The 22,100-nt window shown below is 69.1% G+C and carries 21 protein-coding genes; 12 read left to right on the top strand and 9 right to left on the bottom strand.

Features of this window, described 5'->3' with window-relative positions:
• Nucleotides 1-65: 65 nt before the first annotated feature.
• The 6 genes from ACO073_RS29225 to ACO073_RS29200 all read left to right on the top strand — a co-directional run bounded on the left by ACO073_RS29225 (nt 66) and on the right by ACO073_RS29200 (nt 6,252).
• Complete coding sequence (locus ACO073_RS29225) at nt 66-3,647, top strand: ABC transporter ATP-binding protein (protein ID WP_422002813.1); 3,582 nt, start codon at nt 66-68, stop codon at nt 3,645-3,647.
• Nucleotides 3,648-3,663: 16 nt separating this feature from the next.
• A complete protein-coding gene (locus ACO073_RS29220; RefSeq protein ID WP_422002811.1) occupies nt 3,664-4,056 on the top strand; it encodes a VOC family protein in 393 nt (130 codons plus the stop codon).
• Nucleotides 4,057-4,179: 123 nt separating this feature from the next.
• Nucleotides 4,180-4,884 (top strand): glutaredoxin domain-containing protein, encoded by a 705-nt coding sequence (locus ACO073_RS29215; RefSeq protein WP_422003185.1) that lies wholly within the window; start codon nt 4,180-4,182, stop codon nt 4,882-4,884.
• 32 nt (nt 4,885-4,916) lie between these two features.
• On the top strand, nt 4,917-5,543 hold the full coding sequence (locus ACO073_RS29210; RefSeq protein WP_422002809.1) for a D-sedoheptulose-7-phosphate isomerase: 627 nt from the start codon (nt 4,917-4,919) through the stop codon (nt 5,541-5,543).
• A 69-nt stretch (nt 5,544-5,612) separates the two neighbouring features.
• Nucleotides 5,613-5,939 carry a hypothetical protein gene (locus ACO073_RS29205; protein WP_422002808.1) on the top strand — a complete coding sequence of 109 codons (327 nt, stop codon included), beginning with the start codon at nt 5,613-5,615 and terminating at the stop codon, nt 5,937-5,939.
• Between the two features lie 43 nt (nt 5,940-5,982).
• Nucleotides 5,983-6,252: a hypothetical protein gene (locus ACO073_RS29200; protein WP_422002807.1), complete on the top strand. Its 270-nt coding sequence runs from the start codon at nt 5,983-5,985 to the stop codon at nt 6,250-6,252.
• On the opposite strand, the gene ACO073_RS29195 is transcribed toward ACO073_RS29200, so the two are convergent.
• A complete protein-coding gene (locus ACO073_RS29195; RefSeq protein WP_422002805.1) occupies nt 6,213-7,433 on the bottom strand; it encodes an AI-2E family transporter in 1,221 nt (406 codons plus the stop codon). The genes ACO073_RS29200 and ACO073_RS29195 overlap by 40 nt on opposite strands.
• A gap of 122 nt (nt 7,434-7,555) precedes the next feature.
• Between ACO073_RS29195 and ACO073_RS29190 the strand changes: the two genes are divergently transcribed.
• Nucleotides 7,556-8,299 (top strand): alpha/beta fold hydrolase, encoded by a 744-nt coding sequence (locus ACO073_RS29190; RefSeq protein WP_422002803.1) that lies wholly within the window; start codon nt 7,556-7,558, stop codon nt 8,297-8,299.
• Complete coding sequence (locus ACO073_RS29185; protein ID WP_422002802.1) at nt 8,296-8,661, top strand: DUF4189 domain-containing protein; 366 nt, start codon at nt 8,296-8,298, stop codon at nt 8,659-8,661. Before ACO073_RS29190 ends, ACO073_RS29185 begins: the two co-directional genes overlap by 4 nt.
• Before the next feature lie 35 nt (nt 8,662-8,696).
• On the opposite strand, the gene ACO073_RS29180 is transcribed toward ACO073_RS29185, so the two are convergent.
• On the bottom strand, nt 8,697-9,083 hold the full coding sequence (locus tag ACO073_RS29180; RefSeq protein ID WP_422002800.1) for a hypothetical protein: 387 nt from the start codon (nt 9,081-9,083) through the stop codon (nt 8,697-8,699).
• A gap of 161 nt (nt 9,084-9,244) precedes the next feature.
• Here ACO073_RS29180 and ACO073_RS29175 point away from each other — a divergent pair, with 161 nt between their 5' ends.
• Nucleotides 9,245-9,697: an SRPBCC family protein gene (locus ACO073_RS29175; protein ID WP_422002798.1), complete on the top strand. Its 453-nt coding sequence runs from the start codon at nt 9,245-9,247 to the stop codon at nt 9,695-9,697.
• Nucleotides 9,690-10,022, top strand: a complete 333-nt coding sequence (locus ACO073_RS29170) for an ArsR/SmtB family transcription factor (RefSeq protein WP_422002797.1) — start codon at nt 9,690-9,692, stop codon at nt 10,020-10,022. Before ACO073_RS29175 ends, ACO073_RS29170 begins: the two co-directional genes overlap by 8 nt.
• Here the strand turns inward: ACO073_RS29170 and ACO073_RS29165 are convergent.
• The 4 genes from ACO073_RS29165 to ACO073_RS29150 all read right to left on the bottom strand — a co-directional run bounded on the left by ACO073_RS29165 (nt 9,997) and on the right by ACO073_RS29150 (nt 15,544).
• A complete protein-coding gene (locus ACO073_RS29165) occupies nt 9,997-11,196 on the bottom strand; it encodes a hypothetical protein (RefSeq protein WP_422002795.1) in 1,200 nt (399 codons plus the stop codon). The two genes, ACO073_RS29170 and ACO073_RS29165, sit on opposite strands and share 26 nt — an antisense overlap.
• Nucleotides 11,197-11,761: 565 nt before the next feature.
• Nucleotides 11,762-12,988 (bottom strand): Zn-dependent hydrolase, encoded by a 1,227-nt coding sequence (locus tag ACO073_RS29160; RefSeq protein ID WP_422002794.1) that lies wholly within the window; start codon nt 12,986-12,988, stop codon nt 11,762-11,764.
• 10 nt (nt 12,989-12,998) lie between these two features.
• Nucleotides 12,999-14,267, bottom strand: coding sequence for an amidase (locus ACO073_RS29155; protein WP_422002792.1), 1,269 nt, complete (start codon nt 14,265-14,267; stop codon nt 12,999-13,001).
• Nucleotides 14,264-15,544 (bottom strand): amidase, encoded by a 1,281-nt coding sequence (locus ACO073_RS29150; RefSeq protein ID WP_422002790.1) that lies wholly within the window; start codon nt 15,542-15,544, stop codon nt 14,264-14,266. The genes ACO073_RS29155 and ACO073_RS29150 overlap by 4 nt, the downstream gene beginning before the upstream one ends.
• Before the next feature lie 114 nt (nt 15,545-15,658).
• Here ACO073_RS29150 and ACO073_RS29145 point away from each other — a divergent pair, with 114 nt between their 5' ends.
• Complete coding sequence (locus ACO073_RS29145) at nt 15,659-17,257, top strand: ABC transporter substrate-binding protein (protein ID WP_422002788.1); 1,599 nt, start codon at nt 15,659-15,661, stop codon at nt 17,255-17,257.
• Nucleotides 17,258-17,261: 4 nt separating this feature from the next.
• Here ACO073_RS29145 and ACO073_RS29140 read toward each other — a convergent pair whose 3' ends face one another.
• Nucleotides 17,262-18,143: a DMT family transporter gene (locus ACO073_RS29140; RefSeq protein WP_422002786.1), complete on the bottom strand. Its 882-nt coding sequence runs from the start codon at nt 18,141-18,143 to the stop codon at nt 17,262-17,264.
• The gene (locus ACO073_RS29135; protein ID WP_422002784.1) at nt 18,140-20,464 is read right to left on the bottom strand and encodes a xanthine dehydrogenase family protein molybdopterin-binding subunit; all 2,325 of its coding nucleotides are present in this window, start codon (nt 20,462-20,464) and stop codon (nt 18,140-18,142) included. The genes ACO073_RS29140 and ACO073_RS29135 overlap by 4 nt, the downstream gene beginning before the upstream one ends.
• A gap of 47 nt (nt 20,465-20,511) precedes the next feature.
• Between ACO073_RS29135 and ACO073_RS29130 the strand changes: the two genes are divergently transcribed.
• Nucleotides 20,512-21,237: a glutathione binding-like protein gene (locus ACO073_RS29130; protein WP_422002782.1), complete on the top strand. Its 726-nt coding sequence runs from the start codon at nt 20,512-20,514 to the stop codon at nt 21,235-21,237.
• 14 nt (nt 21,238-21,251) lie between these two features.
• On the opposite strand, the gene ACO073_RS29125 is transcribed toward ACO073_RS29130, so the two are convergent.
• A complete protein-coding gene (locus tag ACO073_RS29125) occupies nt 21,252-22,079 on the bottom strand; it encodes a metallophosphoesterase family protein (RefSeq protein WP_422002781.1) in 828 nt (275 codons plus the stop codon).
• Nucleotides 22,080-22,100: the final 21 nt, after the last annotated feature.

Genomic DNA, 22,100 nt, shown 5'->3' with positions numbered 1-22,100 from the left:
ATGTACACGGGTTCTTCCAATTTGTGGACTGACGAATATGAATGTTCGGCCGTAGAATGCTTCTCATGCACATCGAACCGCGCCTCCTGGCCTTCACCAAGGGCGTGCGCTGGCGGATCGCCGGCGCCGTCGGAATCGGGCTTCTCGCCGTCGGCCTGGGCATCGCCCGGCTCGGCCTGCTGGGCTGGCTGATCGGCCAGGTCTTCGCCGGCCGGCCGATCTCGGAACTGGTGCCCTCGGTCCTGCTGATCGCGCTGGTCATGGTCCTGCGCGGCTGGGCCGAGCACTGGCGCGCGGTCGTCGCGCACGGCACCGCGGCGCGGGTGCAGAAGGTCCTGCGCCGCACGCTCTACGACAAAGTTGCCTCGCTCGGGCCGGGCACGGTCGGCCGCCAGCGCTCGGGCGGCCTCACCCTGTCGATGATCGACGGCGTCGAGCAACTCGAGACCTATTTCGGCCAGTTCCTGCCGCAGTTCCTGATCGCGATGCTGTCGCCCGTCCTGATCTTCGCGGTCATCGCCTTCGTCGACCTGCCGGTCGCGCTGGTCATGCTGGGCTTCGCCCTGGTGGCGCTGTTCGCGCCGGCACTGTGGCACAAGTGGGACGTCCGCAACTCCCTGCGGCGGCAGAACGCCTATGCCTCGTTCGCCGCAGAATTCCTCGATTCCATCCAGGGCCTGGCCACGCTCAAGGCGTTCGGCCAGGGCAAGGCGCGCGCCGACAAGCTCGAGGTCGAGGCGCGCGACCTGTTCCGCCGCACGATGTGGGTGCTGGGCACCAACTCGCTGGCGCGCGGCATCACCGACGCCTCGATCGCCGGCGGCGCGGCCGCCGCGCTGATCTACGGCGCGGCGCGCGTCGAGGCCGGCGCCATGTCGCTCGGCGCCCTGCTGATCATCATGATGCTGGGCATCGAGATCTTCCGGCCGATGCGCGAGCTGCGCTCGGTGCTGCACCAGGGCATGGTCGGCCTCTCCGCCGCGCAGGGCATCTACCGCATCCTCGACGACAGGCCGACCGTCGCCGACGCCCCGCCGGCCCGGCTCGACAAGGCGCTGGCGCCGACCATCGAGTTCGAGAATGTGCGCTTCGCCTATCCCGGGACGCGGCGCACCGTGCACGAGGCGCTGTCGTTCCGCGCCGAGGCCGGCGAGCGGCTCGGCCTGGTCGGCCCGTCGGGCGGCGGCAAGTCCTCGATCGTGCGCCTGCTGCTGCGCTTCTACGATCCCGACCAGGGCCGCATCATGCTGGGCGGTCATGACCTGCGCACGCTGCCCTTCGCCGAGATCCGCTCGCTCATCTCGGTCGTGAACCAGGACACGTTCCTGTTCCATGGCACGGTCGAGGAGAACATCCGGCTGGGCCGCCCGCAGGCGACGCAGCAGGAGCTCGAGGAGGCCACGCGCGCCGCCAATATCCACGACTTCATCCTGAGCCTGCCGCAGGGCTACGCGACGGTGATCGGCGAGAAGGGCATCAAGCTCTCGGGCGGCCAGCGCCAGCGCGTCGCCATCGCCCGCGCGCTGCTGCGCGACACGCCGATCCTGGTGCTCGACGAGGCGCTGTCGGCCGTCGACGCCGAGAATGAGGCCGTGATCCAGGAGGCGCTCGACCGCCTGATGCGGGGCCGCACCACGCTGATCCTGGCCCATCGCCTGTCGAGCGTGATCGACTGCGACCGCATCCTCGTGCTCGACGGCGGCAAGGTGGCGGAACAGGGCCGCCACGACGCGCTGATGGCCAGGGGCGGAGTCTATGCCGGCCTGATGGCCGAGCAGGCGCGCGAGCAGCAGACGCCGGGCGCTCTCGAAACGATCGCCGAACCGCAGAAGGTCGAGTCCGTCGCCGACACGCCGGGCGGCGCCGCCAAGGTCGTCACCGAGGGCATCATCAAGGCCGAGGGCCTGACCTGGTACCAGGTCGTGATCGCCCTGATGAAGGTGATCCTGCCCTGGAAGGGCAAGCTCACCGCCACCTTCCTGTTCGGCGTGCTGCGTGTCATCTCCTTCATCGGCGTCGGCGTACTGTCGGCGCTGATCGTGCTGGCGCTGAAGAACGACCAGCCCTGGGCCGGTTATGCCATCGCGCTCGCCATCGTGGCGCCGCTGTCGGGCATCCTGCACTGGTTCGAATCGTGGCTGGCGCACGACATGGCCTTCCGTCTGCTGGCCGAGATGCGCATCGACGCCTTCCGCAAGCTCGACGCGCTCGCGCCCGCCTACCTGGTGCGCCGGCGAACGGGCGACCTGATGGCGCTCGCCACCCACGACATCGAGCTGGTCGAGTACTTCTTCGCCCACACCGTGGCGCCGGCCTTCGTCGCCATCCTGGTGCCGGCAGCGGTGGTCGCCGTGCTGGCCTGGGCCAATGGCTGGCTGGCCCTGGCGCTGCTGCCGTTCCTGCTCGCGGTCGGCTTGAGCCCGTTCCTGATGCGCAAGCGCGTCGACCGGCTGGGCAGCCAGGCCCGCGAGGCGGCGGGCGAGCTCGGCGCCTTCGCCGTCGATTCGGTGCAGGGGCTGGGCGAGATCGTGGCCTTCCAGCAGGAGGACGCGCGCGGCGCCAGGCTCGACCAGCTGTCGCAGCGCCACATCGCGCTCCGCCTGCCGTTCTTCAGCGAGCTGACCCTGCAGCACGCAATCCTGGAGATGCTGACGGGCCTGGGCGGACTCGCCGTCGTCGTGGCCGGAGCGCTGCTCGCGCAGCGCGGCACGATCGATAGCGGCCTGCTGCCCCTGCTCACCGTCCTCGCCATGGCGGCCTTCCTGCCGGTGTCGGAGATCGCCCAGATCGGGCGGCAACTGGCCGACACGCTGGGCGCGACGCGGCGCGTCTATGCGCTGGCCAACGAGCCGATCCCCGTGCGCGACGGCCCGGGCGTGCCGCCGCGCGACGGCGCCGCCGCGCTCGCGCTCGAGAAGGTGAGCTTCATCTATCCCGGCCAGACCCGCCGGGCGCTGAGCGACGTCAGCTTCGAGATCCCGGCCGGCAAGACCGTCGCCCTGGTCGGCACGTCGGGCGCCGGCAAGACCACCACGGCGCAGCTCCTGATGCGCTTCTGGGATCCCGATGCGGGGCGCATCACCCTGAATGGCGCCGACCTGCGCGACTACCGGCTGGACGACCTGCGCCGCCTGATCGCGCTGGTCGCCCAGGACACCTACCTGTTCAACGACACGCTGCGCGCCAACATCATGATCGCCCGCCCCGAGGCTTCCGAGGCCGATCTGCAGGCCGCGATCCGCCATGCCTCGCTCGGCGACCTCGTCGCCGCCCTGCCCGACGGACTCGAATCGCCGGTCGGCGAGCGGGGCACGTCGCTGTCGGGCGGCCAGCGCCAGCGCGTGGCGATCGCCCGCGCCTTCCTCAAGGACGCGCCGATCCTGGTGCTCGACGAGGCGACCTCGCATCTCGACGCGGTGAACGAGCAGGCCGTGCGGCGCGCGCTCTCCCTCCTGCAGGCCGACCGCACCACCATCGTCATCGCCCACCGGCTGTCGACGGTGCGCGACGCCGACCTCATCGTGGTGCTCGACGAGGGGCGCGTCGCCGAGACCGGCACGCATGCCTCGCTGCTGGCGCGCGGCGGCCTCTATGCCCGGCTGGTGTCGCGCCAGCTCGCCTCGGTCTATGCTCCGGCTGCATCGTGAGGCGGAGAGACCGACCATGTTCAGCCACGTCACCATCGGCAGCAACGACGTCGCGCGTGCCGGTGCCTTCTACGACGGCGTGTGCAAGGCGCTGGGGCTGGAACGACTGGCCGACTATCCGAGCGCCATCGCCTACGGCCCCCCCGGCGGGCGGCCCCAGCTCTGGATCCTGCACCCCGCCGACGGCCGGCCGGCCAATGTCGGCAACGGCATCACCGTGGCGCTCGAGGCGCCGAGCCGCGCCGCGGTCGATTCCGCCTTCGGCGCCGGCGTGGAGGCCGGCGGCAAGGAAGAGGGCGCGCCCGGCCTGCGCGCCCACTATCATCCCAACTACTATGGCGCCTATCTGCGCGATCCCGACGGCCACAAGATCTGCATCGTCTGTCATGGATCAACGCCCTCGACCTGACGGTCGCCGGCGCGGACCTTGACAGGATGGACACCAAGGCGGCCAATTGAGCTCTTGAAAATGGAGTTGTCCGGCATGAACGAGCCGCTGAAGGTCTTCTGGCAGCCTGGTTGAACCAGCTGTCTGAGACTCAAGGAGTTTCTATCGGTCCGTGGGATCGACTTCGTATCGGTGAACGTGCTCGAGGACCCGACCGGAATGGCGGAGCTGCAGAAGCTCGGCGTCCGTTCGGTGCCGGTCCTGTCGCGCGGTGACAAGTACACGTTCGGCCAGAGCACCAAGCAGATCGTCGACTTCCTCGGCCTCTCCGAGAAGTCGGGGCCCGAGCTCTCGACCGCCGAGCTGGCGGGGCGTGTCGACAAGTTCATGACCGCGGCCCTGCTGCTCATCCCGCTGATGCCCCACGACCGGCTCGACATCCATGTGCCGGGACGGCCGCGCAGCTACCGCACCCTCGCCTTCCACCTCTTCCGGGTGGTCGATGCCTTCCTCGACGCCAACGAGGGCACCCAGCTCGTGCAGGCGATGTTCCGCGAGGAGCCCGCGCCGGACGCCACGACCGCGGCGCTGGTCGCCTATGGCGAGCGGGTCCGCGAACGCTTCCGCGCCTGGTGGGCCGGCGGCGACACCGCCGCGACCCGCACGCTGCCCACCTACTACGGCCCGCAGAGCCTGCACGAGCTGATGGAGCGCACCACGTGGCACTGCGGCCAGCATGTCCGGCAATACATGATGCTGCTCGACAAGGAAGGCGTCGCCCATCCGACGCCGCTGGCGGCGCCCGATTTCGCCCGCCTCCCGATGCCCCAGAACGTATGGGACGGTTGACGGCGCACGGGGCACCCACTAGGGACGGCGGAATGGCTGAAAGATTTCCCCGTCGCGCGTACGCCGAAGCCGGCGCCTTCCTCTCGGACTATGCCGGCCAGGTCGCGGCAGCGTTCCGGTCAGTCCGGGACAGCGAGCTCGAACGGGCCATCACGACACTGCGCCAGGCCATCCGTGACGACAGGATCATCTTCGCCTGCGGCAACGGCGGCTCCGCGGCCATCGCGAACCACCTGACCTGCGACTGTTCCAAGGGCATCGCGACGGATACGAACCTGCGGCCGCGGGTGGCGAGCCTGTCCGCGACCGTCGAGCTGATCACCGCGGTGGCCAACGACATGGAGTATGCCGAGGTCTTCGCCTACCAGCTCAGGAATGCCGCCCGGCCGGGCGACGTGCTCATCACCATCTCTTCCTCGGGCGATTCCGAGAATATCGTGAGGGCCCTGGCCTGGGCGGCAGAGAACGGGGTCGTGACCATCGCCATGTCCGGCTTTTCCGGGGGCCGCAGCGCCGCCATGGCCGATGTCAGCCTGCATGTCGATGCCGCGAACTACGGCGTCGTCGAGGACGTCCACCAGTCGCTGATGCACATCCTGGCGCAATATATGCGCATGGCCGAGCTTCCCGACGACAAGATCGGCGTTTCGCGTTTCTGACGACGCACTGGGAACCCTGACGGATTTCCTGCGTTCATCCGCAGGACCCCGCCAGCCCAGGAGCATGAAATGCGAGCCACCCATTCCGGCAAAGATCTGGCGCGCGAGATCGCGCTTTTGAAGGAGCAGCTCGAGGAGCTGTCGTCCACCATGAACGGCACCGGCCATTCGATGGTCGAGCGCGGCGAGGCCGCGATCGAGGATACGCTGCGCTCGGCGCGCTCGCTGATCGGTCGCTACGGCGACACCGCGAAGTCGATCGCCGAGGACACCGTCAAGCTGAAGGACAAGGCGACCGACACGCTGATCGAGCATACCGAGGCGCGGCCGCTGACCACCCTGGCGGCGATCGTCGGGATCGGCTTCCTCGCAGGCTGGCTTTGTCGTCGCTCCTGAGCGGCGGCGAACCCCAAGGCCCGCGAGCAAGACAGCGCCTTCGATGATCGGCCCCCTCCTGCGCGTGGCGGCGACCGCCGCCGCCGCGCGCACCCTGCGCACCGCCGCCCATGATGCGGCGATGCGCGCCATGCTTGCCCTCGGGGCCGCCCTCGCCGTCGGCGTTGGCGCCCTCTGTCTTACCTGCTCCGCCTATATCGTGCTCGCCCGCAGCCTCGACCCGGCCGCCGCGTGGGCGATCGTCGGCGCCTTTTGGGGCGTGATCGGCCTGCTCTACTTCCTGTCCGTCGCCAACCGCCGCCGCCGCGGCTGACGGACCCGCACCGGCGGGCGAGTCACCGAGGCGAGAGACGGCTTGCGCGCCACGCGCGGGCTGACCGGCCTGTCGTCGCCCAGGATGATCTCCAGCCAGTGGAGCGACGGCAGGTGCGCGGCGATGGTGCTCAGAAGGATCAGCAGCGGCACGGCGACGATGGCGCCGACGGCACCCCACATCCATCCCAGCAGCGCGATCGACATGAATACCGCCACGGTATTGAGCGCGCAGCGGCGGCTCAGGAATACCGGCGTGATGAGCTGCGATTCGACGAAGTGAATGATCACCAGCACGGCCGGCACGGCAGCGATGCGCACCCAGTCTTCGAAGCTCAGCAGCGCCACCAGCGCCACCGCCCCGATCGCCGCCGGCGGGCCGATGAAGGGCACGAAGGAGGCGAGCCCCATCACGATGCCCCACATGACGGCGTTGGGAAATCCCAGGAGAGCGAGGGCAATGGCCGACACGACCGCGACGCAGGAATAGATCGCCGCGAGAGTGAACAGGTAGTGGCCGACGCGATCGTTGATGTCGCGCATGACGCGCGCGAGGCGCACGCGCGTTCCCCAGTTCCCGGGGATGCGCAGGATCTGCCTCTTGTAGTTGCTGCGATGGGCCAGCAGCATGAAGGCCAGAACGCCGGCATAGCCCAGCTGGATGAGCACGCCCGGCGTGGTGCTGGCGATCTCCGCCAGCAGCGACTTGTCGCGGACCACGACCTTCTCCGGCGGCTTGGCGGCCGGGCCCGCCGGCGTGTTCGTCACCTGCTCGACCTGCTCCGAGACGCGCTTGACGATGGCGAGAGAGGAGCGCAGCCCCTCGAGCTTGCGCTCCAACGTATAGGTCAGATAGGGCGCCTGTGCCGCCCATGACGAGATCGACGGGATGGCGATGGCGAGGAGGCCCGCGACCATCAGGGTCAGGAGGAACACCGACGCGCCGGCGGCCGGCGTGGGCGGCACATGGATCCGCTCGAGGGCCTTGGCGACCGGCGTCAGCATCAGCGCCAGGACGACGGCCGCCGCCGTCGGGATCAGGAAGTCGCGCGCCAGATAGCTCACGACGGCAACCGCGCAGATCGCGAGCAGGATGAGGGGACGGCGGATTGCCGACCCGCGATGCATGCGCACGACGGGCAGGAGGTCTTTGCGTTCCTCGTCCACCGTCAGGATGTCCACCCGCGTCTTCTCCCGTCAGAAGACGGTGAAACGAGTCGGGAGGGACACGGGTTGCCAGCCGGCAGGACGATGCGGCCGGGCTTCGTGTATAAGCCCGGCGGGAGTTGCAATCAGGGGGATCCATGCCGTTTCTGAAGCGGCCCGATGCCGACATCCATTACGAGGTTCATGGCGCGGGCTTCCCCGTCCTGCTGTTCGCTCCCGGCGGCCTCAGGTCGCGGGCCGAGATGTGGGACCAGTCGGCCAACCCCAACGGCGCGTCCTGGATGGATCCCCGCACCGCGCTCACCGACCGGTTCACCGTCGTCGCCATGGACCAGCGCAATGCCGGCCGCTCGGTCGCCGACGTCAGGCCGGACCATGGCTGGCATACCTTCGCCGCCGATCACTTCGCGCTGATGGACCATCTCGGCTTCGAGCGTTTTCACGTCATGGGCGGCTGCATCGGCGGCAGCTACTGCTTCGAGGCGATCGAGCAGGCACCCGCCCGGATCGCGGCCGCCGTGCTGCAAAACCCGATCGGCCTGTGGGAGAACCGCGACACCTGGGACGAGGCCGTGAGGGGCTACGGCGAGACGGTGCGCCAGCGCGATCCGTCGATCAGCCAGGAGACGATCGAGGCCTTCGGCCACAACATGTTCGGAGGCGACTTCGTCTTCTCGGTCAGCCGGGACTTCGTGCGGAACTGCCGGACTCCGTTCCTGCTGCAGCCGGGCACCGACAAGCCCCACCCCGCCCAGACCAGCGCCGAGATCGCCGTGCTCGCCCCCGACGTCGAGGTCCAGAAGGACTGGCGGGGACCCACCCACCTGGCGGAGTCGATCCGCCGGGTCCATGCATTTCTCGAAAGGAACACCCCGCAATGACGAGATCGGCTATCGCCCTCGCCCTCATGGCCACGCTGTGCCTCGCCGGAACGGCGCCGGCGCAGACCCCGACCTGGACCGCCGTGGCGAGCGACGGGGCGGGCCTCTGGGGCGTCGCAGCGGGCATGACGACCCGGCCCGCGGCCGAGCAGTCGGCCCTCGAGCAATGCGGCATCTACTGCAAGCTCAAGTTCACGGCTGAGGCGCGCTGCGTCGCCTATGCCTTCAGCAACACCGGCCGTGCCGAGGGTTTCGGCGCAGGGCCGAGCAAGGCCGACGTCGAGCAGCAGGCCTGGGCCGAGTGCAACGCCAACGTGCCGGCCAACTCCTGCACGGTGCGCGCCGCCCGCTGCTTCGAGTAGAAGCCTTCTTCGGCCCGGCGGAAGAAGCGAAGGCCTCAGCCGCGCAATGAGATGCCGGACTGCTCGTCCAGCCACCTGCGGGCTTCGTGGAGGCTGGTGAACACGGCGACCGGGCGTTCGCCCGCCTCGTTCATGGCCGCGACCTCGCGCACGATGTCGCCGCGCCTGGCGTCGATGACGAAGGCCAGCGGCCCGCGCTCGGCCGATCCCGGGACGCTGCGCATATAGGTGACGAGCGCCTTGATGCGCGAGAAGTCGGCATCCGTGTTGGCGGCGGCCACGTCGACGAGCTTGCGATAGTGAAGGGCTCCCGACGTCGAGAACTCCACGACGGCCTTCTGGAACTCTTCGGCGGTGATGGTCCCGTGCCCGACGGCGATCGCAAGTCGGTCGGTATGAGAGATGCGAACGTGTACGGGCATGACTGGCGGCGCGGATGATACCGGGTCGACGCCGGGCGAGCCACGCGAAGCGTCACTAACCGCATTTTCTATGCAGTTTTACGATAGCGCCCGAATATGCAACCCCAGTGTTGCATTTTCGATGCGGAGGCCTCAAACAACTGGCAACCCAGGAGTTGCCAATGTCCGACCGAATTGAAAAGTCCATCGAGCTCAACGCGCCGCCGGCGCGGGTCTGGAAGGCGCTGACCGATCATCGCGAATTCGGGACGTGGTTCAGGGTCTCGCTCGAAGGGCCGTTCGCGCCGGGTCAGGTGGCGCGCGGTCGCGTCACCTATCCCGGCTACGAGCACCTTCTGTGGGAGGCCGTCGTGCAGAAGATGGAGACCGAGCGACTGTTCTCCTTCACCTGGCATCCCTATTCCGTGGAGCCCGGGACGAACTACAGCCAGGAGGTCCCGACGCTGGTGGAATTTTCCCTGGAGGCGATCGCGACAGGCACGCGGCTCAAGGTGGTGGAATCCGGCTTCGACAAGCTGCCGGCACACCGCCGCGACACCGCCTTCCTGCGCAACGGCGAGGGCTGGGCGATCCAGATGCAGAACATTGCGCACCACTTGGGACAGCATGCCTAGCGCCGCCGCCCTGCGCAGCCGGGCGGCGGTCTTCGCGGCCCTCGGCGACCAGACCCGGCTCGGCCTGCTCGACCGGCTAACGAGCGGCGAGCCCCAATCCATTGCACGGCTCACCGCCGGCACCAGCCTGACGCGCCAGGCCGTGACCAAGCACCTTCGGGTGCTGGAAGGGGTCGGAATCGTCCGCTCCGAGAAGGCCGGCCGCGAGAACCTGTTCACCCTCGATCCCCAGCCCATCGTCGGGGTTCAGACCTACCTCGAGCATGTCTCGCGCCAATGGGATGAGGCGCTGGCGCGTCTCAAGGCGCTGGTCGAAGTGCCTTGAAGGATTCTCCGCTGGCCGCTGCCGCGGCCCGCTTGTGCAGGCGGAAGGGGCGCTTGCCCATGGTGCCATCGGGCCGTGGCACGTCGAAGGTGACGTCGAGTTCGGTCGCGCTCTCGAGCCGTGCCGTCAGCACACGCACCCCCTCGTCGGTCACATAGGAAAGCGACCCGTCCTCCTCGAGCCTGAACCTCAGCACGAAGGGAGGTTCCGGCGGACCGTAGCGCGCGGATTCCGCCCATCCGATGCCGAAGCGCAGCCCATCCCCGTCGACCGAGAGCGCTTCAAGGATGAAGTAGGCGCCCCACTCGTCGTCGCCTTCCCAGCGACCAAAGTAGCGAACCAGCGACGGCTCCGCACCGTCAGGCGGCGGCTCGATGGAAGCTGGCGTGCGATAGCCGATCTCCGCGCCTACGGCATAGCCGCTCGCCAGCGGACAGGAGATGGGGCCCGCGGCCAATCCCTCCGTCTCTGCCAGCCGCAGGAGGCAGTCGCGGTACCGACGGGCCAGGCGCCCGCTGGTCATCGAGGCGGCACCCGTCCCATCCGGCGAGCGATCGACGATGACGAAGCTCGCCCCGCGCTGCATCAGGGCGCGCCGAAGCGGACCCGTCCGCACATCCTCCCTGTCGTCCAGCGGATCGCGGTCGAGGAGGAAAACGGCAACACGTTTGGCCTCGGCTCGGGCCAACCGTTCCGGAAGGACGTCGGGCGTCCGTACCGACACCGGCCGCTGCGGCGCCACGCCGATCGCCGCATCGACGCCCGGGAGGGCAGCCGCCAGAAGGGCAAGCCGGCCGCCGCGCCATCCGCCTCCGACGACGATGCGCTGGTAGCCCTCCTCGCGCAGCAGCGCCACGCGCTCAGCGACGACCGCCAATATGTCGTCGTCCCACGGTTCGCAGTCGAAGACGGACGCCCGGCTGATCCGCAGGATGTCCCAGTTCGCCGCGCCGGCCAGTTCGACAAAGAGCGGGATGATCGGCTCACCTTTCGCCGTGGGCCGCACCGCACCGTCGAAGTACACCAGCACGCCACGGGCGCGCGACGGGCCCTGACGCTCCGTCGCGCCTTCTTCCCAGGTCGAGCGCACCAGGCCGAAATCGTAGGCGCGGGCAACCGCGGACAGCGAGAGCATGGTTGCGAAGGCAGCAAGGGCGAGGACGATCGCTTTCATCTGGCCTCCTGACCTTTAGGACGGATCGCGGTTGGATTTCTGAGTCACACGAGATGCGGCACGCGCAGCGACGTGCCTGCGTTCATTCGAGAGCGTCGAATGCTACCTCCGCGGTGGCCAGAGATAGGGTGACCGCGGGACTTTCGGTGCGGTGGGCGGCCGCCTCTGCCGAAATATCGGCGGTAGATATTCGGGCTCGGGCAGCGAGTACTTTGGCGGATGGGGAACACATTCCAAGGGAAATCCCGGCGCAAACTGTCGCCATTCACAAATGTCCAGCCCCGGACTTGTATCGGGGCTGATCCTGGGCAAAGGCACTTGCGGTTCGTACGCGACAGGCGTCGCTTGAGTCGACGACCGCAAGGAACCATCAGGATTCAGCCGGAAACCCGGGATGTCATCGCCATTGCCGACAGGAAACATCGGAGTGTCGTCGATATGACGCTGGGGCATCCTTGTCCTCCGCGTTAGGCAATCCCAGAAGGGCGCGGAGAAATACTAGTCCCCAATACACGCGATGTAAATAACCCAAGTCATTTATCAATGCAGTCAATGACTACAGCTTTTAGTTGCTCTTGAGAATCCTGGCGGCCGCGTCGGCGAAGACCTGACAGCCCAGGACGATGTCGGCGTCGGCGGTGTTCTCGGTGAAGTGATGGCTGATGCCGCCGATCGAGGGCACGAACATCATGGCCGCCGGCAGGCGCTGCGCCAGGATCTGCGCGTCGTGGCCGGCGCCGGACGGCATGCGCATGTGATCGCCGGGCGCGTTCTTCTCCGCCGCGTCGTCGAACGCCTCCAGCAGCCGCTCCTCCATGGGCGCCGGCATGGTGCGGCTGAGATTGACGCATTCGACCGTGCAGGGACCGCGCTCTCGGTGCGCGGCGACGATCTCGTCGAGGCAGGCTTCGAGACGCTGCAGCACGGCCGGATCGGCGTCGCGGAATTGCAGGATCATCTCGGCCTTGCCGGGGATGATCGCGGGCGCCCCCGGCTCGACCGACAGGCGGCCGACCGTCCAGACGCTGCGCGGCCCGGCCAGCGCCGGGAAGCGCTCCATGATGTCGTGGTAGAGCCGCATCATGGCGACGCCGGCGTCCTTGCGGATCGGCATCGGCGTCGTGCCGGCGTGGTTCTGGACGCCGCCGAAGGTCAGGCGGTACTGGTAGATGCCGACGATCGCCGTGACGACGCCGATGCGCTTGCCGGTATGCTCGAGCACGCCGCCCTGCTCGATATGGGCCTCGAGGTAGCAGCGGTAGCGCCCCTCCTCCAGCTCCAGGCGAGGTTCCTTGTCGAGGCCGGCCGCCTTCAGCGCCTCGCGCATGGGCGTGCCTTCGTCGCGGTGCCGGGCGGCGTCGATGTCGGCCTCGGTGAGCCGGCCGATGAAGCTCTTGGAGCCCAGCATCTGGCCCCAATGGCCTTCCTCGTCGGCCCACGAGGCCACGTCGACCGCGAGATGGGCCGTGTCGGGATCCTCGGCCAGCGCGCGCGCCACCTCGAGCCCGTAGATCACGCCCATCACGCCGTCGAGCCAGCCGCCGCGCGGCTGGGTGTCGGAGTGCGAGCCCATCAAGAGGCGCGGGCCGGACTTGGGGCTGCGGCCGATCACGTTGCCGATGCCGTCGATCACCGGCTCGAGTCCCGCCTCCTTCATGCGGCCGGCCAGCCAGCGCCGGCTCTCGACGTCCTGCGGCGACAGGTGCGGACGATGCACCCCGGTCTGGTAGCGGCCGAAGTCGGCGATGCGGCGCAGGTCGGCCAGGAGTCGTTCGCCGTTGATGCGGGGCATGGAGCGAGCCTCAGTTGAGATGAGCCGCGACCCAGGCGGCGGTGGACAGCAGGCGGTCGTCGGCATGGCGCAGCCCGACGAGCTGGATGCCGAGCGGGAGGCCCTTGGCGCCCGTGCCGGCCGGCAAGGTGACGCAGGGCGTTCCCGCCAGCGTCCAGATCGAATTGAAGCGCGGATCGCCGGTGAACTCGATGCCTGCCGGCGCCTCGCCCGGGGCGCTCGGGCAGAGCAGCGCATCGACCTTGTCGAACAGCGAATCGACATGAGCGCGGAACTTCGTCGCCTTGCGCTGGGCCGCCGCGTAGCGCTCGAGCGGAACGTCCAGCCCGCGCGTCAGGCTGGCCTCCCACAGTTCCCGGCTCACCAGGTCGGGATGGCGCAGGCGCTCGTCGGCATAGTTGCGGGTGCATTCCCAGGCCATGATGGCGCCGTGGTCATCGAGGATGTCGGCGAAGTCGGGGGTGAAGGCGACGTCGATGACCGCCGCGCCCTTGTCGGCCAGGGTGGTCGCCGTGGCCTCGATCAGCGCCCGCGTCTCGTCGGACGCATCGTCCCAGACCGGCGTGCGGCAAAGACCGATGCGCGGGCGCGGGATGCCGCGGTCGATGGCGACGGGCGGCAGCTTGAGCATGGCGCCGCGGAACAGGGCGATGTCGTCCAGGGTGCGCGCCATCAGGCCCAGCGTGTCGAGCGAATGGCACTGCATCTTGATGCCGACGCGGCTGAAGTCGCCGAAGGTCGGCTTGTAGCCCACCACGCCGCAATAGGCGGCGGGCCGGATCACCGATCCGCCGGTCTGGGTGCCGAAGGCGAGCGGCACGTGGCCGTCGGCGACAGCCGCGGCCGAGCCCGAGGACGAGCCACCGGGCGTATGCGCCGGGTCGTGCGGGTTGGTCGTCGCGCCGGGATGGCGGTTGGCGAACTCCGTCGTCACCGTCTTGCCCATGATGACGGCATTTGCCGTCCGGCAGAGGGCCACGCAGGCGGCGTCGCCGAAGGTCGACTTGCCCGCGAAGATCGGCGAGTTGTGGCCGGTGGGCATGTCGTACGTGTCGATGATGTCCTTCACGCCGATCGGCACGCCGCGCAGCACCCCGCCGCCGATTCCGTCGGCGGCACGGGCCTGCGCGATCGCCAGGCCGGGGTCGAGATGGGCCCAGGCCTTCACCACCGGCTCCCGCTCGGCGACGCGGTCGAGGCAGGCGCGCACCACCGCCTCCGCGGTCAGGTTTCCGGCCTCGATGCCGGCGACGATCTCGGTGGCGCTGAGCGGCTTCATGCCAGCGCTCCCCGCACCCAGGCCGCGATGTCCAGCAGGGTCGCATCCTCGTGGCAACGACCGACCAGCTGGATGCCGACGGGAAGCCCGCTCGGCCCCTTGGCGAACGGCAGCGTGATGCAGGGCATCCAGAGGTAGGTCCAGAGCAGGTTGAAGGTGGCCTTGCCCGTGGTCTCGAGACCGGGCGGCGCCTCGCCGGGCGCCGGCGCGGTCAGGATCACGTCGATGTCGTCGAACAGCGCGTCGACCGCGGCACGGCCCGCCTCGCCGAGCCTGCGGGCCGCGGCCCAGGTCGCGTAGTCGATGCGGGCGCCGGCCGCGAGCTTGTCCTTCTTCAGGCTCTCGCTCAGCAGCTCGCGGAACCGCCGCGATTCATCGGCATGCGCGCGCGGTCCGTCGAAGGCGCTGAGCGTGCGCTGGCCCTCGGTCATGTCGCGTACCGGCCCCGGCAGCTCGATCTCCGTCACGGCCGCGCCCGCCTTCCTCAGTCCGGCGGCGGCGTCCTCGACCGCCTTGAGGCCCTCGGCCGACAGTTCCGGCTTGTGGTGCGTGTAGCAGACCGCGACGCGCGGCGGACGGCCGAGCGGGCGCAGCGGCGCGTACGGGATCGCCATCAGGGCCGCCCGGAACAGGGCGATGTCCTCGATGCTGCGCCCATAGGCGCCGATCGTGTCCAGCCACTCGGTGTTGGCCTTCATGCCGGCCGGCGCGAAATGGCCGTAGGTCGGCTTGTAGGCAACGATGCCGCAGAAGGCGCCGGGGCGGATCACGGAGCCGCCGGTCTGCGTCCCGGTGCCCAGGACCACCTGGAAGTCGGCGACCGCGGCGGCGGAGCCCGACGAGGAGCCGCCCGGCGTATGGGCCGGGTTGTGCGGATTCTTCGTCGGCCCGGGAAAGCGGTTGGCGAACTCGGTGGTCACCGTCTTGCCGAGCAGGATGGCGCCTTCGGCCCGGGCCATCGCCACGGTCGCGGCGTCGGCCAGCGGCTGGTGAGTCCTGTAGATCGGCGAGCCGTAGCCGGTCGGCTGGTCGAAGGAATCGATGATGTCCTTCACGCCCATCGGGATGCCGTGGAGCAGCCCCTGGCGTGGGCCGCGATCGAGCACCCTGGCGCGCGCCAGGGCAGCGTCGCGGGCGAGATGGGCCCAGGCGAGCACGTCGGCGTCGCGCTGGTCGATGCGTTCGAGATGCGACTGCACGATGGCTTCGGCCGTGGCCGAACCGGAGTCGATCTTCGTTGCGAGCTCCGTCGCGGTGAGCGTGTTCAGCGCAGCCATGGTCGCGCATCAAGCAGCAAGAAACGTGCCTCGTCCATCGCTGGCTGCAGTGGTCATCGTGCAAAGCGGGTGGCGCAGTTCATGCTTCGTCTCGGGCAGCCACGGAGGTTCCCCTTGCTTACACGTCGTGCCGCGCTCGCCGCCGGTGCCGCCCTTCCCTTCGCCCGTTCGGTCCAGGCGCAGCAGCCCTCGACCCTGCGCATCGCCATGACGCTCGCCGACATCCCGGTGACCGACGGCGCGCCCGACCAAGGCACCGAGGGTATCCGCTTCATGGGCTACACCATGTACGACCCGCTGGTGATGTGGGACCTGAGCTCGGCGACCGAGCCCGCCAGGCTGGTCCCCGGTCTCGCCACCAAGTGGTACCAGGACCCGTCCGATCCGACGAAGTGGATCTTCGAGCTGCGCCAGGGCGTGAAGTTCCACCACGGCGCGCCGTTCACCGCCGACGACGTGATCTTCAGCCTCGACCGCACCCTGAACGACAAGTCGCCCGCCTTCGACCGGCTGGGCCGCAGCGTGCTGATCGCCGCCGTCTGGCCGATCGTCAGCTACCGCAAGATCGACGACCACAAGATCGAGCTGCAGACGCGCGGCGTCGACACGGTGATGCCGTCCCTGCTCAACCGCTTCAACATCGCAAGCGCCGACAATTTCGAGAAGGTCGGCCGCGACTGGCAGGCCTACCGCAAGTCGCCGTCGGGCACCGGCCCGTGGAAGATGAAGGGCTGGACCCCGCGCGAGCGGGCCGAGCTCGAGCGCAACACCGAGTACTGGAACAAGGACCGCGTGCCCAAGACCGAGCGCATGGTGCTGCTGCCCATCCCCGACGTCTCGACCCGTTCGGCGGCGCTGCTGTCGGGCCGGGTCGACTGGATCGAGGCGCCGGCGCCCGATTCGCTCGACAAGCTCCGGTCGGCGGGCTGCAAGATCGAGACGAACGCCATCCCGCACATGTGGCCCTATACGCTCAGCATGCTGCCCGGCGCGCCGACGGCCGACATCCGGGTGCGCAAGGCGATGAACCTCGCGATCGACCGCGACGCCATCGTGAAGGTGCTGAACGGGCTCGCGGTGCCGGCGGTCGGCTGCGTGCCGCCCGACCATCCGTGGTTCGGCACGCCCAGCTTCAAGATCAAGTACGACCCGGCCGAGGCCAGGAAGCTGCTGGCCGAGGCGGGCTACGGCCCGTCGAAGAAGCTCAGGACCAAGATCGCGATCTCGACCTCCGGCTCGGGCCAGATGTACCCGCTGATCATGAACGAGGCGATCCAGCAGCAATGGGCCGAGGTCGGCATCGACGTCGAGTTCCAGGTGATGGACTGGAACGCGCTCCTGAACCTGATGCGCCAGGGCGCCAAGTCGCCCGAGGGCCAGCAGTTCGGCGCCATCAACGTGAGCTGGAACACGATGGACCCGCACAACGCCTTCATGCGCTTCGTCGACAGCCAGCAGGTGCCGCCCAAGGGCTCCAACTGGGGCTACATCAACGACGCCGAATACGACAAGCTCGCCAACGAGGCCCGCAGCACCGCCGACCCGGCGGCGCTCGACAAGGTGCTGGCCAGGATCAACACCAAGATGGTCGACGATGCCGTCTTCGTCTGGGTGGTGCACGACGTGTGGCCCAACGCCATCTCGGGCAAGGTGAAGGGCTACGTGCACCCCAAGAGCTGGTACGTCGACTTCTCGCCGGTGACGGTGGGGTGACGCCCTACCGCCGCCGCTGCGACCAGCCGATGTAGAGGCCCGCCGCGACGATGACGGCGGCGCCGATCCAGCCGTACACGTCGGGGAAGTTGTCGAAGAAGAAGTAGCCGACCGCGACCGAGCCGAGGAGCTGCATGTACTGGAACGGCGAGACGATGTTGGCCGGCGCGTAGTTCATGGCGCGGGCGACGCAATAGTGGCCGAGCGCGCCCAGCACGCCGAGGCTGCAGAAGAGCGCGACGTCGCGCAGGCCGTGCGGTGTCTTCCAGACGAAGGGCAGGACCAGAATCAGGCCGAAGCCGCCGATCAGCGAGCTGTAGATCGCCGAGGTTTCCGGCGTATCGATGCTCGCGATGCGCCGCGTCAGGATCTGGTAGAGCGCGTAGCAGACAGCGCTCCACACCACGAACAGCGACGCCCACTGGAAGAGCTCGGTGCCCGGCCGGATGACGATCACGACGCCGAGGAAACCCACGCCGAGCGCGATCGAGCGGCCGATCGTCGTGCGCTCGCCCAGCATCGGCCAGGCGAGCAGCGCCACGACCAGCGGCGCCGTCAGGCTGATCGTCGCCGCCTTGGCGATCGGAATGAAGACGATGGCGAAGAAATAGGAAAGGTTGGAGGCGATCAGCAGCGCCGAGCGGAAAAGCTGGATGCCGAGCCGGCGGGTCCGGAGCATGCCGAGCCCATGGCGTGGAAAGAAGGCGATCATCATGAACAGGAGATGGCCGAACGCGCGGGCCCAGGAGACCTGCAGCGAGTCGTAGCCCTCCTCGCCGAGGATCTTGGCGAAGCCGCCCATGATGGGGAACAGGATGCCCGCGCCACACATGAACACGATGCCGGCAAAGATACGCTGGCCGGCGGGTACTCTTTCCTCGGTCAACGCGCAATGCCTGCCTTCGCGATGGCCTGCCAGACGCGCTCCGGAGTCGCAGGCATGTCGAGGGCCTCGACGCCGGCCGCTCGCAGCGCGTCGAGGATGGCGGCCATCACCGTCTGCGGCGCGGCGATGCAGCCCGCCTGGCCCGACCCCTTGACGCCGAGCGGATTGGCCGCGGTCGGCCGCTCGACCAGCTCGATGTCGAAGAGCGGCAGGTCGTCCGCGCGCGGCATCGCGTAGTCCATCAGCGAGCCGCTGAGGAGCTGCCCGGACGCGGGATCGTAGACCGTGTGCTCGAGCATCGCCTGGCCGATGCCCTGCGCCACGCCGCCCTGGACCTGCCCTTCGGTCAGCAGCGGGTTGATCAGCCGGCCGTAGTCGTCGACGGCGGTGTAGCGCGCCAGCTCGACCGCGCCCGTCTCCGGATCGATCTCGACCTCCGCGACGTGGCAGCCGCTGGGGAAGGTGAAGACGTCGGTCATGTTCATCACGTGCACGCCAAGACCTTTCGTCATGCCGTCCGGCAGGTTCGCCGGATCGTCCGCGCTCCTCGCCAGCGTCGCCAGCGACACGGTCCGGTCGCTGCCCCGCACGACGAAACGGCCGTCGGCGAAGACCAGCTCGTCCTCCGATGCCTGCAAAAGGTGGGCCGCGAGCTCCCGCGCTTTCGCAAGCGTTGCATCGATCGCCTTCACCACCGCCGCGCCGCCCATGTGCATGGACCGCGCGCCGCCGTGGCCGGCGCCGCTCTTCACCTCGCGCGTATCGGCCTGGACGTAGCGCACGGCGGAGACGGCAACGCCCAGGCGGTCGGCGGCGATCTGGGCGAAGGCCGTCTCGTGGCCCTGGCCGTTCGATTCGGTGCCGACCGCCACCGTCACCGAGCCGTCCGCCGCGACCCGCACCTCGGCGCCCTCGTTGGGCGCGCCGCGCGAGGTCTCGAGGAAGCAGGCGACACCGATGCCGCGCAGGCGGCCCTGCGCCTCGGCCAACCGCCGCCGCGCCGGGAAGCCTGCCGTGTCGGCCCGCTCGACCGCGGCGTCGAGATTGGCGACGAAGCCGCCGGAATCGATCGCCATGCCCATCGCCGTGCGATGCGGGAAGACGGCGATCAGGTTCTGGCGGCGCAGGTCGGCGGGATCGCGGCCGAGCTGGCGCGCCGCCGCCTCGATGCAGCGCTCGACGATGTAGTTGGCCTCGGGCTTGCCGGCGCCGCGATAGGCGTCGACCGGCACCGTGTTGGTGAGGGCGCCGCGCACGTCGACGGCGATCGCCGGGATGTCGTAGACCCCGCCCTGGGCGGTCGAGGCCGCGACCACCGACGCGCCCGGCCCGTTGCCCGAGAGATAGGCGCCGAGATTGGCGACCATGGCCACGTCCAGCGCGAGGAAGCGGCCCGACCCGTCGAGCGCGAGCCGCGCCCGGGCGGCGATGTCGCGACCCTGCGTGCCGGCGACGAACTCCTCGCCGCGGTCGGCGGTCCAGCGCACCGGCTGCCCGAGCGCGCGCGCCGCGTACAGGAGCAGGATCCACTCGGGATAGAGAAAGTTCTTCATGCCGAAGCCGCCGCCCACGTCCGGCGCATGGAGCCGGATGCGTTCGGGCGGCATCCTGAAGATGAACTCGGCGAGCTGGCGGCGGATGCCGTGCAGTCCCTGTCCCGTCAGCTCGAGGTCGAAACTGTCGCTCGCCGCGTCGTGCCGGGCGATGGCCGCGCGCGGCTCGAGCGGCGCCACCACGACTCGGTTGTTCATCACCTCGACCTCGACGACGTGCGCGGCGCGGGCGAATGCCTCGGCCACGGCGCCGGCATCGCCGCGCTTCACGTGGAAGGCGAGATTGCCCGGCGCCTCCGCCCAGATCGCCGGCGCCCCCGCCGCCAGCGCGGCCTCGCCGTCGACGACGGCGTCGAGGATCCCGTAGTCCACGGCGATGCGCTCGGCCGCCTCGCGGGCGAGCGACGGGTCGTCGGCGACGACGAAGGCCACCGGGTCGCCGACATGGCGCACGCGTTCGCGGGCAAGCGCGGGGCGCGGCGGCACGATGAGCGGCGTCACGGCGGCCATGCAGGGCATGTCGCCAAGCCCGGCGGCCGCCAGGTCGGCATGGGTATAGGCGGCCCGCACGCCTGCCAGCGCCATCGCCGGTGCGATGTCGATGGCCTTGATGACGGCATGGGCATGCGGCGAGCGCAGCACGAAGCCGTGGAGGCTGCCGGGCGCGCCGACGTCGTCGACATAGCGCCCATGGCCGGTGAGGAACCGCCCGTCCTCGAGACGCCGCAGCGGCCGGCCGATCATCGTCTCGCGATCGCTATTGCCCATGTCGCCTCGCCCGATAAGCTCCCGTCCGACCCGAGGAGGATCGTCCCATGATCGACCTGCATTATTGGCCCACGCCGAACGGAAAGAAGGTCACCATCCTGCTGGAGGAATGCGGCCTGCCCTACAAGATCGTCCCCGTCAACATCGGGCGCGGCGACCAGTTCACGAACGAATTCCTGGAGATGAATCCCAACCACCGGATGCCGGTGATGGTCGACCACGAACCCAAGGACGGCGGCAAGCCGATCACCCTTTTCGAATCCGGCGCGATCATGATGTACGTCGCCGAGAAGGCCGGGAAGTTCTATCCGCAGGACCTGCGCACGCGCTACGACGTGAACCAGTGGCTGATCTGGCAGATGGCCAACCAGGGGCCGAAGAGCGGCGAGTGCGGCCATTTCCGCCGCGTCGACCAGAAGGAGCATGGCGACCAGACCTACGCCATCACCCGCTTCACCGACGAGGTGAACCGCCTCTACGGCGTGCTCAACAACCAGCTCTACAAGCACAGGTACCTGGCCGGCGACCAGTACACGATCGCCGACATGATCTGCTATCCGTGGACGCTGAACTGGAAGTTCCAGGGCCAGGACATCGAGGAGTTCAAGCACTTCAAGCGCTGGTTCGAGGAGCTGGGCGCCCGCCCGGCGGTGCAGAAGGGCATGGCGGTGGGCGCCGACCTCTCGGTCGACAACACCAAGCTGCCGCCCGAGGAACAGGCCCGCATCCGCAAGATGCTCTACAACCAGCGCGCCCGGCCGGTCCCGGCCTGACGCAAGGCGAAGCGCTACACCGGCCCGTAGGCGCCGGGGAAATCCGCGATGTCGAGCGTCGGCGCGCCGCCGACGCGCACCAGGCTGTGGGCATGGGTGCCGTCCGGCGCGAACCGGTGCTCGACATAGCCCACCTCCTTCAGCCCGTAGCGCGGCTGGCGCCGGTCGGGAATGACGAAGGCGGTCGAAGTCCCCCACACGTGGCGCGCCGGGCCGGCATGCGTTTCGCGATACTGGTGGACGTGGCCGCAGACCACGACGGCCGGCCCGCCGCCGGACAGGGCGGCCAGCAAGCCGTGGCGGGGCGCGGGATTGACGAAGCGGCCGGTGATCTCGGTCTCGCCGGCCTCGCGGTCGAACAGCGGCTTGTGCAGGAAGAGCGCGAGCCGCCTCGAACCGAGATCGGCGACGGTTTCGGCCACGAAGGCCAGCTGCTCTTCGGCCGCCGGCAGGTCGCTGCCCAGGAGCTGGGCGTCGACGCCCAGCATGCGCCAGCCCGGCACGTCGAACCGCCACCAGTCGGGGCCGAAGTGCCGGAGATAGCGGTCGCGCCGCGCCGCATCGATCGATCCCTCGCCGTGCGCCGGCGCATCCGGGCTGTCGCCGAGATCGTGGTTGCCCGGCAGGAAGCGGACAGGGAGGCTGAGCCCGTCGTGCAGCGCCCGGGCGGCCACGAGATCGTCCTCGACCGAGGCGCCATCGAGCGAGATGTCGCCCGTGTTGACGACGAGGTCGGGCGCACTGTCGTGCAGCGCGCCGACGATGCTGCGGAAATTGTCGACGAAGAACGGCTTTTCCGCGCTGAGATGGGTGTCCGAGATCTGGGCGATGCGGAAGGTCATGCCGCCAGCCTGAACCCTCTT

The sequence above is a fragment of the Reyranella sp. genome (genome assembly GCF_965229815.1).
Lineage (GTDB): Bacteria > Pseudomonadota > Alphaproteobacteria > Reyranellales > Reyranellaceae > Reyranella.
This window is presented reverse-complemented; position numbering and strand designations above follow the sequence as displayed.

Excerpts from the sequence above, each read along its gene's own strand:
- ACO073_RS29160 (WP_422002794.1), bottom strand. The coding sequence starts at position 12,988 with ATGCCCCGCATCAACGGCGAACGACTCCTGGCCGACCTGCGCCGCATC.
- ACO073_RS29165 (WP_422002795.1), bottom strand. The coding sequence starts at position 11,196 with ATGAAAGCGATCGTCCTCGCCCTTGCTGCCTTCGCAACCATGCTCTCG.
- ACO073_RS29150 (WP_422002790.1), bottom strand. The coding sequence starts at position 15,544 with ATGGCTGCGCTGAACACGCTCACCGCGACGGAGCTCGCAACGAAGATC.
- ACO073_RS29225 (WP_422002813.1), top strand. The coding sequence starts at position 66 with ATGCACATCGAACCGCGCCTCCTGGCCTTCACCAAGGGCGTGCGCTGG.
- ACO073_RS29170 (WP_422002797.1), top strand. The coding sequence starts at position 9,690 with ATGCCTAGCGCCGCCGCCCTGCGCAGCCGGGCGGCGGTCTTCGCGGCC.
- ACO073_RS29205 (WP_422002808.1), top strand. The coding sequence starts at position 5,613 with ATGCGAGCCACCCATTCCGGCAAAGATCTGGCGCGCGAGATCGCGCTT.
- ACO073_RS29135 (WP_422002784.1), bottom strand. The coding sequence starts at position 20,464 with ATGGGCAATAGCGATCGCGAGACGATGATCGGCCGGCCGCTGCGGCGT.
- ACO073_RS29125 (WP_422002781.1), bottom strand. The coding sequence starts at position 22,079 with ATGACCTTCCGCATCGCCCAGATCTCGGACACCCATCTCAGCGCGGAA.
- ACO073_RS29155 (WP_422002792.1), bottom strand. The coding sequence starts at position 14,267 with ATGAAGCCGCTCAGCGCCACCGAGATCGTCGCCGGCATCGAGGCCGGA.
- ACO073_RS29200 (WP_422002807.1), top strand. The coding sequence starts at position 5,983 with ATGATCGGCCCCCTCCTGCGCGTGGCGGCGACCGCCGCCGCCGCGCGC.
- ACO073_RS29190 (WP_422002803.1), top strand. The coding sequence starts at position 7,556 with ATGCCGTTTCTGAAGCGGCCCGATGCCGACATCCATTACGAGGTTCAT.
- ACO073_RS29175 (WP_422002798.1), top strand. The coding sequence starts at position 9,245 with ATGTCCGACCGAATTGAAAAGTCCATCGAGCTCAACGCGCCGCCGGCG.
- ACO073_RS29220 (WP_422002811.1), top strand. The coding sequence starts at position 3,664 with ATGTTCAGCCACGTCACCATCGGCAGCAACGACGTCGCGCGTGCCGGT.
- ACO073_RS29185 (WP_422002802.1), top strand. The coding sequence starts at position 8,296 with ATGACGAGATCGGCTATCGCCCTCGCCCTCATGGCCACGCTGTGCCTC.
- ACO073_RS29180 (WP_422002800.1), bottom strand. The coding sequence starts at position 9,083 with ATGCCCGTACACGTTCGCATCTCTCATACCGACCGACTTGCGATCGCC.
- ACO073_RS29130 (WP_422002782.1), top strand. The coding sequence starts at position 20,512 with ATGATCGACCTGCATTATTGGCCCACGCCGAACGGAAAGAAGGTCACC.
- ACO073_RS29210 (WP_422002809.1), top strand. The coding sequence starts at position 4,917 with ATGGCTGAAAGATTTCCCCGTCGCGCGTACGCCGAAGCCGGCGCCTTC.